At 66.9% G+C, this 12,993-nt stretch carries 11 protein-coding genes; 5 read left to right on the top strand and 6 right to left on the bottom strand.

Features of this window, described 5'->3' with window-relative positions:
- Positions 1-347: 347 nt before the first annotated feature.
- From ABT061_RS07700 to ABT061_RS07690, 3 genes are all read left to right on the top strand, one after another.
- A complete protein-coding gene (locus ABT061_RS07700; RefSeq protein WP_350913839.1) occupies positions 348-716 on the top strand; it encodes a tyrosine-type recombinase/integrase in 369 nt (122 codons plus the stop codon).
- 447 nt (positions 717-1,163) lie between these two features.
- Positions 1,164-1,982 carry a S1 family peptidase gene (locus ABT061_RS07695; RefSeq protein ID WP_350913837.1) on the top strand — a complete coding sequence of 273 codons (819 nt, stop codon included), beginning with the start codon at positions 1,164-1,166 and terminating at the stop codon, positions 1,980-1,982.
- Positions 1,983-2,057: 75 nt separating this feature from the next.
- A complete protein-coding gene (locus ABT061_RS07690; RefSeq protein WP_350913835.1) occupies positions 2,058-2,351 on the top strand; it encodes a tyrosine-type recombinase/integrase in 294 nt (97 codons plus the stop codon).
- A gap of 581 nt (positions 2,352-2,932) precedes the next feature.
- Here the strand turns inward: ABT061_RS07690 and ABT061_RS07685 are convergent.
- From ABT061_RS07685 to ABT061_RS07665, 5 genes are all read right to left on the bottom strand, one after another.
- Positions 2,933-3,763, bottom strand: coding sequence for an alpha/beta fold hydrolase (locus ABT061_RS07685; protein WP_350913833.1), 831 nt, complete (start codon positions 3,761-3,763; stop codon positions 2,933-2,935).
- A gap of 410 nt (positions 3,764-4,173) precedes the next feature.
- Positions 4,174-5,364, bottom strand: a complete 1,191-nt coding sequence (locus ABT061_RS07680; RefSeq protein ID WP_350913831.1) for an ABC transporter permease — start codon at positions 5,362-5,364, stop codon at positions 4,174-4,176.
- Complete coding sequence (locus ABT061_RS07675) at positions 5,361-6,023, bottom strand: ABC transporter ATP-binding protein (RefSeq protein WP_350913829.1); 663 nt, start codon at positions 6,021-6,023, stop codon at positions 5,361-5,363. The genes ABT061_RS07680 and ABT061_RS07675 overlap by 4 nt, the downstream gene beginning before the upstream one ends.
- A complete protein-coding gene (locus ABT061_RS07670; protein ID WP_350913827.1) occupies positions 6,020-7,048 on the bottom strand; it encodes a peptidoglycan-binding protein in 1,029 nt (342 codons plus the stop codon). Before ABT061_RS07670 ends, ABT061_RS07675 begins: the two co-directional genes overlap by 4 nt.
- 27 nt (positions 7,049-7,075) lie before the next feature.
- Positions 7,076-7,510, bottom strand: coding sequence for a hypothetical protein (locus ABT061_RS07665; RefSeq protein ID WP_350913824.1), 435 nt, complete (start codon positions 7,508-7,510; stop codon positions 7,076-7,078).
- Positions 7,511-7,650: 140 nt separating this feature from the next.
- On the opposite strand from ABT061_RS07665, the gene ABT061_RS07660 reads away from it, so the two are divergent.
- On the top strand, positions 7,651-8,307 hold the full coding sequence (locus ABT061_RS07660; RefSeq protein WP_350913823.1) for a response regulator transcription factor: 657 nt from the start codon (positions 7,651-7,653) through the stop codon (positions 8,305-8,307).
- Positions 8,304-9,497, top strand: a complete 1,194-nt coding sequence (locus ABT061_RS07655; RefSeq protein ID WP_350913821.1) for a sensor histidine kinase — start codon at positions 8,304-8,306, stop codon at positions 9,495-9,497. Before ABT061_RS07660 ends, ABT061_RS07655 begins: the two co-directional genes overlap by 4 nt.
- Before the next feature lie 1,736 nt (positions 9,498-11,233).
- Here ABT061_RS07655 and ABT061_RS07650 read toward each other — a convergent pair.
- Positions 11,234-12,943, bottom strand: coding sequence for a 2-isopropylmalate synthase (locus ABT061_RS07650; RefSeq protein ID WP_350914217.1), 1,710 nt, complete (start codon positions 12,941-12,943; stop codon positions 11,234-11,236).
- Positions 12,944-12,993: the final 50 nt, after the last annotated feature.

Below are 12,993 nucleotides of genomic sequence, written 5' to 3'. Positions count from 1 at the left end.
GCTGCGAACCACTGCAGGAGGAAGCGCAGTGCCTCATGGGATGGTGAATTGGGGTCTGCGGTGTAGGCGATAGCACAGGCCCGCTCGTAATCCCCCTCGCAACCGGTCCATTCGCCCAACGCACTCGTCTCTACGACGGCCAAGGGCCCTCCCACCGACTCTGCCCAGATCATTCGCGCGAATCTCCCCGGCCGACCAAATCGCTTGTGAGTGCGCAGATGAGATCACACGCCAGCCGGGGCGGCGAGTACGGCAGGTGGTCGGTATGACTGGCCTGGCGTACTTCCTCGACGGGCTGCGCTGCTCCATCTGCGGCACGCTCAACGTCCGGTGGCTCGACCCCGTACGTGGGGCCGGACGACGGGCCGCTGTGGAACAGCAACTTCAACCGCCGTTTCTGGACCAAGGCGCTCACGAAGACCGGTGTCCCGAAGGTCCACTTTCACGATCTCCAACACACGGGGAACACCCTGGCGGCCAGCACGGGCGCATCACTGCGAGAGCTCATGGACCGCATGGGCCACTCCAGCACACGCGCCGCGATCATCTACCAGCACGCGACCGACGAGCGACGGCACCAGGTGACCGAGCAGCTCGACAGCCTCGCACGAGGACAACTCAAAAGTGGATCGGGCATGCAACGAGGCCGAATAACGATCAAAGCCCAGGTGGGGAAAACGGTCCCTGACCTGGGCTTCCGAGTGGGTGGAGCCTAGGAGATTCGAACTCCTGACATCCTGCTTGTAAACGGGAGCCGGTCACCGGATCGGCCATGTCTCGGCCTGTTCCGGCGTGTGGTGGCGCCTGTCGATGTAAGTGCCTGTGCGGCCCGGTTGCTGTACTTCGCTGCCGTACTGACGATCAAAGGTGGACGTTACCCAAAGACTATCTATCGCTGCAGGTCAGCGGCATGATCGCGCGTCACGTCGAGCTTTCAGATTCAGTACAGCAGCCGCGTCGTCAAGCTTCGGCGTTCTGGGCAGTCATCAAGGCTTCGTAGAGGTGCCACCCATCGACTCGAGTAGCCAGGGCGCCGCTGGGCGCATCCGCCCTGGTCAGGTGGGGTTATCCCTACCGCGTGTTGGCCTGCTGGCATGGTCACCTCGGCGAAGCCGGACATATAGCTTCATAACGTCACAAACAACCGATTAAGGGCTTCACTCGTGTCTGGTACCACCTCATTCCGCCGTATCGTCTCCCGCTCCGCTGTCGTCGCGCTGGCCGGCGCGGCCTGCCTCGCGGTCACCGCCGGGAGCGCCGGAGCGATCATCAACGGCTCCAAGTCCACCGAGTCCTACCCCTTCATGGCGACCATCCCGACCACGGCCCCGCTCATGGGCCTGACGGACGGTAACTGCGGCGCGGCCCTGATCAACCCGCAGTGGGTCGTGACCGCCGCGCACTGCCTCGACATGGAGATCGGCTCGATCTCGAAGGGGACGGTGCGCATCGGCAGCGACAAGCGCAAGTCCGGCGGAACCGTCCGCAAGATCGCGCAGGCGTTCCTGCACCCGGACTACGCCCAGAACTCACCCAACAAGAACGACATCGCGCTGGTCCGCCTGGACCGCCCAGTCAGCATCAAGCCCATCAAGATCGCCGAGCAGGCGGGCAAGCCCGGCACGCCGACCCGGATCATCGGCTTCGGCATCACCAAGTTCAGCACCAACCCGGCTGAGTGGAAGATGGCCAAGAAGCTGCGCCAGCTCGACACCCGGCGTGGCGCGGTCTCCGAGTGCGGCCCCGGCTTCGCCGATGACACCCGCCTGTGCACCGTCAGCCAGAAGCCCAAGGCCATGGCCTGCAACGGCGACTCCGGCGGCCCCCAGATCCAGCGCGGCCGCAACAACAGGTGGGAGCTGATCGGCGTCACCTCCGGCCCAGGCGCCAAGAGCCCCTCCTGCGAGCAGGGCCCCGGCCTCTACACCAACGTGCCCGCCTACAGCGACTGGATCAACAAGACCATCCGCGCGAACAGCTGAGCCGCAGCACAGCAGACCCGGTGACGGACCGGGCTCACCAGCGGGACCACCGACCACGGCGGAACCGGCAGGCTGGTGTTCTGCACGAAGAACGGGGCCGCGCTGAGCGCCGGCAACGTCCGGCGGGACTTCCGGAAGATCCTCAAAGAGGCCGGACTGGTCGACACGGAGTGGACGCCCAGGGAGATGCGGCACAGCTTCGTCTCGCTGCTCTCGGACTCCGGCGTTCCCATCGAGCACATCTCCCGGCTGGTCGGCCATGCCAACACCGTGGTCACCGAGACGGTCTACCGTCTCCAGATCCGGCCCGTCATGCAGGAAGGCACGACGGCGATGGACGGTCTCTTCGGAGGCGGGCGGGAAGCTTAGTCACCCAGATAGTCACTCAAGCCCGGTTTTCATGATCACAGACTGAGTGTTTTGGCTGGTGGAGCCTAGGAGATTCGAACTCCTGACATCCTGCTTGCAAAGACATACGCCGATCTTGCTCGATCTGCGAAGACACAGATCACGGCACTGATCGCGTTCCCCGTGACTCCCCGCTGTTCCCCCTCGTTTCCCGTCCTATCGGGCACGCGACGGGCACGGCGGTACTCTCGTTGAGACGGTCTCCGGCATTGCGCCGCGCCTCCCCGCATGGGTACGGCTTGCCGTAGGTGATCGGGCACGACGCCGGGAATGCTGGATAGCACCGGAGGCCGTCACCGCCCTGTGCCCCAAGGAAGCATGCCGACCCAAGAAACCTGCGGATTAAAAGACCGACCTTGCGCTGTTCCGGACAGTTCAATGCAGATCAGAGGGTATGTGCGGCCCATCCTGAACAACTTTGAACGACCCTGTATTGCAACCCGAAGTGCAACCCTGGTGCCCGGCCCGTCGATCGCCCCCAGCCATCTACGGCGGCCAAGCACAGCATGGCGATCGTAGGGAGCCGCGTCGGAGAATCTGAGCTACCCGTTCAAATCTTCCTGTGAGTTCGGCGGCAGGCTCAGCACCTCGTCGACCGCTTGGCTGATGATTTCGGGTTGCTCGAACGGAATCTGGTGACTGGCCCGTTCGGCGACCGTCATCTGCCCATGCGGGGACTGGTCGGCCAGAGCGTGATGGTCGGCGTTGAGATGCTCTAGATGCGCTTTGGGCATCCGCGGCCGTCGGCCTGCCGTGATCACGCGGATGGGCACGGGCGGCAATCCGCTCTCCTGACGCGCCTGGGCGACCTCGCGCATGACGTTCTGCATCCCGGACAGGGTGACGGCCAATTCGCGCAGCGGCTGCGCGTTGGTGCCGCCGAATATCGCACGCAGGCGCAGTAGCCGTGGGGCAAGAAGGAACGACAGGTCGCGTACGAGCGCTGAGCCTGGCGGGGTTCCGCTGGCGGTTGGATCCACGAAGACCAGTCCCGCCACGTCACTGGGATAGCGGGTGGCATAGAACTGGGTGACGAGCCCGCCGTAGGACCAGCCTACGAACACCGCTGGCAGTTCAAGATGCAGGGCGTGAAGAAGTCGGCGCAGGTCGTCGGCCATCTCGGTGACGGTACGGGCCTGCGATCCGCCGGAGCGGCCAACGCCGGCCCGGTCGTAGGTCACCACGGTGGCCCGCTCGGCTAACGTGCGCTCCAGGTCCTCTCCCCAGCCGCCTATGCCCTGGCCCGAGCCGCCGCAGTCGAGAAGCACGGTAGGACCTTTCCCGCGGACCTGTGCGCAGAGCGCGTGATCGCCTACATCGACCATCATCGGCGTCGGGACATCGTTGTTTCCAGGTCTCTCATCCCATTCCATGACGTCAATTTAGATTGACAATCATATTGATGTCAACTGAGGTTGACGCGTGACCGAAGGCCTCAGCATGGGCAGGCATGATCGCACTCGTGCGAGTGCCGCGGATGGGTCGTAGCTGGTCAACGCCTCTGACGATCAGACGGTGCGATCGTGGAGCAGCTGTAGAGCAACGACACGACTCGGCACCCGCTACGGCGAACCGCCTTTGGCATCCCGGTGACAAGCCAGCCCAGAGCGCAGACCCTTCAGGGCCGAGCACCGGGGCTGCCCTACCAGGATCCCCTAATGAGTCGATCGCCCCGACCACATACGGCTGCGACCGCACCACAGATGGCGGCCAGTGCGGCATGCGGGCCAGACAGCGAGCGTCTGCCGGGGCAGGGGCGCCCCGGCAGACGCTGGTCACGGTGTCAGCTTGCCGCCAGGGCCACTGTGGGGGCCAGACGGGAGGCCCTGATCGCCGGGTAGATCCCGGCGATCGCACCGACGGCCAGCGTGGCGGCGAAGGCGCCGGCTAGCACCCAGGTGGGCACCGTGGGCGGCCAGCCCTGCGACAGCGCGTACCCGGTAGTCACCAGGGTACCGAGCGCGAGCCCTGCCACCCCGCCGAACACCGACAGCAGCAGCGACTCCGTCAGGAACTGGATCCTGATCTGCCCCCGTGTGGCGCCGAGCGCCCGGCGCAGCCCGATCTCCTTGCGGCGCTCCAGCACCGAGATCACCATCGTGTTGGCCACGCCCACGCCGCCGACGAGCAGTGCGACCGCGCCGAGTCCGAGCAGCAGGTTGGTGAAGGTACCCGCGGCGGCAGCGCGGGCGACCAGCGCGTCCGACGGGCGGGAGACCGCGATCTCGTGCGGCCGCTCCGGGCTGACCGTCCGGGCGAGCATACCCCTGACCTGCTCCACCATCTCCTCGCTCGATCGCTCGTAGACGGTGGTGGGATGGCCGTCGAAGCCGAGCCGCTCCCGCGCCGCCGGGAACCCGATCAGCGCGGCCCGGTCGATCTCCGGCGCGAGCGGCAGCGAGGCGAGAATCCCGGTCACGGTGAACCACCGCTCGCCCACCCACACCTGCGTTCCGGTACGGCTGACACCGAGCCGCTGGGCGGCGACCGTGCCGAGGACGACCGCGGGCTGGTGAGCGATCGCCTCGTCGAGCCACCGTCCGGTGCCCACGCGTCCGTCGAGCGTGTTCAGCAGGTCCAGGGAGGTGGCCTGGACGGTCAGTCCGCCCGTGTCCTCCTTGGGGATGCGGTCGGTCCTGCGGATGTTCACGGCAACGGTGCCGGTGGCGCTGGCGTCGGTGACACCGGAGATCCTGCGGACCATGAGCGCGGCATCCGGGTGCAGCTTGACCGGGTCGCCCGAGAACGACTGGCCGGGTTCCACCCGCAGCAGGTTGGTGCCGAGCCGGTCGAGCTGACGCAGCAGCTGTTCCTGACCGGAGGCCGAAATACCGATCACCGAGATCATCGTCGCGATGCCGATGGCGATGCCGAGCGCGGACATCACCACGCGTGAGGTTCTGGCCCGCAGTCCCGCGGCGCCGACCCTGGCGACGTCGCGCGGCCGCAGGCGAGCGGGTACGAGCGAGTTCATGACTCCTCCCTGATGGTGCCGTCCTGGATGCGGACCCGTCTCGGGCACCACTGGGCGATGTCCATGTCGTGGGTGATCATGACGATGGTGGTGCCCGCGGTGTGGAGCTCACGCAGGATGGCGAGCACCTGCTGGCCCGAGGCGGAGTCGAGGTTGCCGGTGGGTTCGTCGGCCAGCAGCAGCGGCGGGTCACCGACGACGGCTCGGGCGATGGCCACGCGCTGCTGCTCGCCTCCGGACAGCTGGTGCGGGCGGTGGCCCAGCCGGTGGCCGAGGCCGACGCGTTCCAGCGCGGCCCGAGCGCGTTCGCGGCGTTCGGCCAGTGGGCGTCCTGCGTAGAGGAGGCCGTCGGCCACGTTATCGACGGTCGAGACCTCGGCGGCCAGGTGGAACTGCTGGAAGACGAAGCCCAGGTGGAGCGCGCGCAGAGCGGACAGCTGGCGGTCGGTCAGCCTGCCGACGTCGTGCCCGGCGACGCGGATGGTGCCGGATGTGGGGCGGTCCAGGGTGCCGAGGAGGTTGAGCAGCGTCGACTTGCCCGACCCGGATGGGCCGATGATGGCCAGCAGTTCGCCCTTGGCGACCTTCAGGTTCACGCCGCGCAGCGCTTCAACGGTGTCGTTGTGGCGTTTGCTGACGTTCTCGACCTCAATGATCATTCGGCAGGAACCCCGACCTTCATGCCCGCTTCCAGCCCGGGGCCGGAGATCTCGACGCGGCCTCCGCCGTACACACCGGTCTTGATGGGTACGACACGCCCGCCGATCTCCAGGCCGTAACCACCGCCGGCGGTGGCCAGCAGCGCCTCGACGGGAACACTGAGGACGTTGCGCCTGCTGGTGCTCTCCAGCAGCACGGTGACGGGCGTCTGGTCGGCGATCCCGCTCCTGACCTTGGCGAGCCGGACGCCGACGTCGATGGTGGCGATGCCCTCGCGTGGCTTGGCCACGTCGCCGACCATGACCACCTTCCCGGCCACCGTGCCGCCGTCGGGCAGCTCCACCTTCACCTTGGCACCCTTCCTGGCCATCGCTTGGTCGGCGACGTCCAGGTCGAGGTGGACGAGGCGGTCGGTGCCGGTCACGGTGAACACCTGGCGGCCGGGTGAGACGCTGTCGCCGACGGCCACGTCCGCCTTCGCGATTCTGACCTTCGACGGCAGGAACACGACCTGTTCGGCGTTCACGACTCCGGTCTGCGGGAGGCCGGCTCGTTTCTGCCATGCCCGTACGGCACGCGCGGTAGCCCACGAGAACCGGTCGTCGACGGTGACGTCCTCGCCGTGGCCGAGCGCTTTCAGGGCCGTCTCCAGCTGGCGGACGTCGGGCCCGTCCTTGACGCCCTGGCGGAGCGGCCGGTAGAGCGGCAGCCTGCCGTACATCAGCACGACGGGCTCGCGGTCCACGCGGTAGAGCACCTGGCCCTGGCGCAGGGTCCGGCCAGGGAGGGCGAGTGCCGTGACGGTCCCGGCTGTCTGGCCACGCACGACCCGCTCCCCCGAAAAGATGATCTTTCCAGAGAGCGAGACCGCATCGGTCAGGTCGCCGCGGACGATCTCCGCCGTGGCCTGTGGCGGCGAGGGGGCGGCGTCCCGGTCGCCTGTGCCGCCCATGGACAGGGCCGCGACGGCCCCCGTCGTCGCGGCGGCGGCGGCCACGACCAGGCCGATGAGTACCCGTTTCATCGTTCTCCCTCCATCAAGGCAGCAGGTTCATCGAGGCAGCAGGTGAACGCACTCGCTCTGCGCCTTCTCGAAGGCATTGCGATCCTTGTTGTCGACGGAGACGCGGTACTGGCCGGTCTTGGGGTCGGGGTCCTGAACCTTCATGCCGTGCTCGCGCATGCACTTGGCGAACTTGGTCACGGCGTCGACATAGGCGGCGTCCACCTTCTTGGCCGTTCCTCCGGCCTCCTTCCATCTGGCGCAGGTCTGCTGTGTCTTGTCGAAAGCGACGGCGTCCTTGACCGGGTAGCCCTCGCTGCCGATGGTGTCCGGGTAGTCGCCGATGCCGTTGTCACGCATGCACTGGGCGAACTTCACCTCGGCGTCGGAGGCGGGGAGCGACTGCTGGGCTTGGGGCGCGGCCTGCTGGCCGGAACACGCGGTGGCCAGGGCGAGCAGAAGCAAGGCGGTGAGCTTCTTCATAGGTCTCCTAGATTCGGTCAGCAGTGAATGCGAATCGAGTAGACCCGGATCGTCTTAACAGGGCGGTTACGCAATCCTGTTATGCCGGTGTTATGCCGCGCTTGGAAGGTTTAGCGCGCTCAGATGAAGGAGGGCCTCTCTTGCGCGTGCTGATCGTCGAGGACGAACAGATGCTCGCGGACTCGATCGCCGAAGGGTTGCGTGCCGAGGCACTCGCCGTGGACGTCGCCTACGACGGGGAGACCGCGCTCGAACAGCTCGGCGTCAACGACTACGACGTGCTCGTCCTGGACCGTGACCTGCCCGGCGTGCACGGCGACGACGTCGCCAGGACCGTGGTCGGGTCGGAGCTCGCGGTGCGAGTGCTCATGCTCACCGCCGCCTCGGACGTGTCGTCCAGGGTCTCGGGGCTGTCGCTGGGCGCCGACGACTACCTCACCAAGCCGTTCGCCTTCGAGGAGTTGCTGGCCCGCATCCACGCACTGGGCCGGCGCGCGCACCGCGCCGACCCGCCGCAGCTGGAACGCTCCGGAATCCGGCTCGACCAGGCCCGCTGCGAGGTCTACCGTGACGGGCGCTACGTCGCGCTGGCCCGCAAGGAGTTCGCCTTGCTCGCCGAGCTGCTGAAGGCCGGCGGCACCGTCGTCTCCGCCGAGGAACTGCTGGAGAAGGCGTGGGACGAGAACGCCGACCCCTTCACCAACACTGTGCGGGTGACGATGATGCGCCTGCGCCGCAAACTGGGCGAGCCGCAGGTCATCGAGACCGTCCAGGGAATGGGGTACCGGATTTCGTGAAGCTGTCCGTCCGCCTGCGGCTCACGCTGCTCTACAGCGGAATCTTCTTCGTCGTCGGCCTGCTGCTGCTGGGCATCAGCTACATGATCGTCCGTGGCATCCTGGACGACACCCGCCTCAGGCTGCAGGCCGCCCCCGAGTTCGTACCCAACCACGCCATCCTGGAGCCGAGCGGGAAGCTGGTGCTGGTCAACGTCTCCAGGCGGGACATGCTCAACGCCCAGCAGAACTACGAGCAGGCGACGATGTCCCGCTTCCTCATCCAGACCGGGCTGGTCGTCACCCTGCTGGGGGCGCTCGCCACGACCGCGGGCTGGGTGCTGAGCGGGCGCGTCCTCAAGCCCCTCTACCAGGTCACCGACACCGCCCGGCGGGTCGCCAACGGCCACAACCTCAACGAGCGCATCGCCTACAACGGCCCCCACCACGACGTGAAGGACCTGGCCGACACCTTCGACCTGATGCTCGCCCGCCTGGCCAACGCCTTCGACGTGCAGAAGCGGTTCGTCGCCAACGCCTCCCACGAGCTGCGCACACCCCTGACGATCAACCGGACGCTGGTGGACGTGGCCTTGCGCAGGCCCGACGCCACCCCTGATGCCCGGCGGCTCGGCGAATCACTGCTGGTCGTCAACACCCGGCACGAGCGCCTCATCGACGGCCTGCTCGCGCTGGCCGAGAGCGACAGACCCGTCCTGGAACGCCATCAGTCCGTGAACCTGGCCGAGGTCGCCTCCCACGTCGTCGACCATGCCGGCGAGGAGTCCGACGCCAAGGCCATCGTCCTGCACCAGGCGCTGGCATCCGCGCCGACCAAGGGCGACCCCATCCTGCTCGAACGGCTGGTGCAGAACCTCGTGGAGAACGCCATCAGGCACAACGTCCAGGGCGGCGAGGTCTGGGTGACCACCAGGCTCAGCGACGGCGAAGCGGAGCTGTCCGTGACCAACACCGGCCCGATCGTGCCCGCCTACGACCTGGAAGCGATCTTCGAGCCATTCCGCCGCCTGCGGACCGACCGGGTGCGCTCCGACCGGGTGCGCTCCGACCGCGGCACCGGGCTGGGCCTGTCCATCGTGCGCGCCACGGCCCAAGCCCACAAGGGCACGGTGATGGCCGAATCGCGCGAGGAAGGCGGGCTGACGGTGACCGTGCGCCTGCCCCCATCGGCCTTGTCGCCCCTGTTGTGACGCTGTTGCCGACATAACCTGCGACGTACCGAGTGAACAGGGTTCCGACGGCGGAAAACTCGTCTCCACAGTTCCTTCTCCCACAGGGATCCTTGTGGGATGGCTGAAAATTGATGCCCCTCGCCCGGAAAGCACGGGTCTGCCTGGACGTGGCGGGCGGGAAGGTCAGGCTCACGCTAGCCACTCGACTACGTGCAGTCGGTCCGATTTCGCGATCACCCCGGAGCTGAGTCCCCGCCGGATGCATGCTCTTGCCCGGTGTGGGAGTTCCATGGAAGATTGCGCCGCGTGGATGAGTTCAAGCGCTCGATCTGGTTCCGCGTGGCGGCAGCGATCTGGTGCTTCCAGATCGGGTGGCTCGGAGCCGGAATAGGCTTCGTGTTCACTACGCCCAGAATGGCCTAGCCGATATGGCGTCTTCTGTCGTTCTTCGTGCTCGCATTCGTCGCGCTCATGGTCGTTGGCACCGGTAGAGCCCGGCACCGCGCGTTGTCGAAGGAATATTCACGGTAGAGAGCAGTTGGTTGGCCGCGCGGCTCCCGCGCGAGACCGGCCCCCAGGCCGCATGCTCGCGCGGGGAGGGCCGCGCGCGGTGGCGGAGCCGCCGCCTTGACCGACGAGCGGCAGCGGGAGGTGGCCCGGAAGCTCGACGGCCTCACCCGTGGGGCACTGGCGAAGGGATCGGGCACGCAACGGGCACGGGAGCGAAAGAAGGCCGAATGAAGATCAAAGCCCAGGTTGCGGCAACCATGCCTGACCTGGGCTTTTTCGTGTCCGTGAGGGTGGTGGAGCCTAGGAGGTTCGAACTCCTGACATCCTGCTCGCAAACGGGAGCCGGTCACGACGTAGAGGCCTCCTCTCCCTGCTCAAGCGGTGGTAGGAGACTGGTGGCGTCTAATCGGGTGAGGCGACGTTGCTGTATCCGGCTGCTGTACTGCACGCCGCGGGAACGCCCGGCGTCATTGGACGATTCGCCAGCCAAACCCACCGCCTTAACCGCACGGGTCGGCCTCTCGTCGCTTCGAGCTATCGCAGACCTGATGCCACCTCGATATGCCGAACGACCAGCAGGAGATCGCACGAGTGCAGACGTTGCTCAAGCCGGTTCACTCGGGCACCGAGAAGGTCGCGCTGCGCTTCCGTGAGAATGCCGCCGGAGTCCAGGCGCTCGCTGACGCATCTGCTGCTCTCGAGAAAACTGGGTCTGCGGAAGGCATCAGACGAGGTAAGCGTTGGCGACCAAGGCGCTCAAAGCCCTGCGCGCAGATCGCGCCCTCGCCCGCCAGCGCGCCTGGGAACTGGCAGCAACGATGGCGCCAGGCAGCGACGGCGAGTTGCCCCCCTCGATCTCAACACCACCATCGTCATCACCCACTCCGACAAACAACACGCCGCCCCGACCTGGAAACACACCTTCGACTTCCACCCCATGACGGTCTTCGCCGACCACGGCCCCGGCGGCTCCGGCGAGCCACTGGCCATCGCGGAGCCCGACCTGACCACGATGACCTTCACGCAGTCATAAGCGACCGGACCCACGGGACGGTGAACCGTGCGTGTCCGGGCAAGGATTGCCGCCGCGGATAAGGGCCGGTCATGAGAACTCATGGGAACTTGCGTCCGGCCGATCGGGTATGGGGAAGGAGACAGGGCGAGGGATTGGGATCGATACCGCGCCCTGTTGGGGGGTCACATGGTGCCACCTGACGCCGGTGGTCGAGTGGACGCAGAAGCGGTCAATGGATACTGGCCAAGGCTGGGGCGCGCTTGATGGTGTTCGCGGCGGCGATCACGGCGGCCATGCTCGCGGCGAGGACGGAGCGTTCCTGGCCGGCGGACCAGCCGATGGTGTCCTCGGTGCGGTATTCGAGCAGGGTCAGTGCATCGCTGTCGTTGCCGGCGCCGACGCTGGTCTGGTGCAGGCTGAGCACGTCGATCCGGATGCCGTGGGCGTCGAGCGCTGCAGTGAGTGCTTCGACGGGACCGATGTCTGTGCGTGTGCTGGTCTGTTCGGTTCCGTCGATGCGGAGGCTGACACGGGTGCGGGTCTGCCCGACTGTCTCCGAAGTGTCGTACCCGACCAGGACGACGGGATCGGTGGGCGCGGGCCGGTGGAGGTAGAGACTGCGGAAGGAATCCCATAGCTCGGCGGCGGTGACCTCACCGCCGGTGGTGTCAGTGTGCTGCTGAACGTGGCGGGCGAAGTCGATCTGCAATCTGCGGGGCAGCTCGACGCCGTACTCAGTTTCCAGCAGGTAGGCGATGCCGCCCTTGCCAGATTGGGAGTTGACGCGGATCACCGCGTCGTAGTCGCGGCCTATGTCGGCCGGATCGATCGGCAGGTATGGTACCCGCCATTCCAGCTCTCGTTCAGGTCGGCCCTCGGTGGCGGCGCGGGCGCGGTGTTCGGCGAAACCCTTGCGGATCGCGTCCTGGTGAGTGCCGCTGAACGCGGTGTGCACCAGGTCACCGACGTAGGGGTGGCGCGGGTGTACCTCGATGCGGTTGCAGTGCTCGACAGTGCGGCGAATCTCGTCGATGTCGGAGAAGTCGATCATCGGATCGATGCCTTGGGCGTGCATGTTCAGTGCGAGCGTGGCGATGTCCACGTTCCCGGTGCGCTCGCCGTTACCGAAGATGCAGCCCTCGACCCGCTCGGCGCCGGCGAGCACGGCCAATTCGGCGCAGGCGATGCCGGTGCCCCGGTCGTTGTGCGGATGGATGGAGAGGATCACGCTGTCGCGGCGGGAGAGGTTCTTGTGCATGTACTCGATCTGATCGGCGTACACGTTCGGGGTGGCGACCTCGACCGTGGCGGGCAGGTTCAAAATCACCGGCCGCGCCGGGGTGGCATCCCACAGCCCGGTCATCGCGTCGCAGATGTCGAGCACATAGTCGGGTTCGGTGAGATTGAACACCTCGGGCGAGAATTCGAAACGGACGTTCGGCAGGTCGCCCGCGAACTCCAGCACGTCACGGCCGCCGCTGAGGATGAGCTGTTTCAGGTCATCCGGTTCGTAGCCGAGCACCATGCTGCGCCAGGTCGGTGCGGTCGCGGTGTACATGTGGATCACCACGGGGTTGGTGATCCCGCGGATGGAGGCGACGGTGCGGTCGATCAGGTCGCGCCGGGCCGGGGTGAACACGACGATCGTCACGTCGTCGGGGGCGATGTCGGTCTCGGCGATCAGCCGCACGAAGTCGTAGTCGGTTTGCGACGCCGAGGGATAACCGACCTCGATCTCCTTGTAGCCCATCGCCACCATGAGCTCGAAGAAGCGGCGCTTGCGGGACGGGTCCATCGGCTCGGCGAGCGCCTGGTTGCCGTCGCGCAGATCGACCGGCACCCACAACGGAGCGGTCGTGAGGCGGCGGGTCGGCCAGTCCCGCTCGGCGAGGGGCACGTCCACACGGGAGTACACGTCGGCGTAACGGTGCGAGGGCATCTGCGAGTGCCGCTGCCGGTTCCAGGACGGTGCCTGCTCGGGCACCGGGC

This window comes from Streptosporangium sp. NPDC002544, from assembly GCF_040295965.1.
Lineage (GTDB): Bacteria > Actinomycetota > Actinomycetes > Streptosporangiales > Streptosporangiaceae > Streptosporangium.
This window is presented reverse-complemented; position numbering and strand designations above follow the sequence as displayed.

Excerpts from the sequence above, each read along its gene's own strand:
- ABT061_RS07685 (WP_350913833.1), bottom strand. The coding sequence starts at position 3,763 with ATGGAATGGGATGAGAGACCTGGAAACAACGATGTCCCGACGCCGATG.
- ABT061_RS07680 (WP_350913831.1), bottom strand. The coding sequence starts at position 5,364 with ATGAACTCGCTCGTACCCGCTCGCCTGCGGCCGCGCGACGTCGCCAGG.
- ABT061_RS07675 (WP_350913829.1), bottom strand. The coding sequence starts at position 6,023 with ATGATCATTGAGGTCGAGAACGTCAGCAAACGCCACAACGACACCGTT.
- ABT061_RS07670 (WP_350913827.1), bottom strand. The coding sequence starts at position 7,048 with ATGAAACGGGTACTCATCGGCCTGGTCGTGGCCGCCGCCGCCGCGACG.
- ABT061_RS07665 (WP_350913824.1), bottom strand. The coding sequence starts at position 7,510 with ATGAAGAAGCTCACCGCCTTGCTTCTGCTCGCCCTGGCCACCGCGTGT.
- ABT061_RS07650 (WP_350914217.1), bottom strand. The coding sequence starts at position 12,943 with ATGCCCTCGCACCGTTACGCCGACGTGTACTCCCGTGTGGACGTGCCC.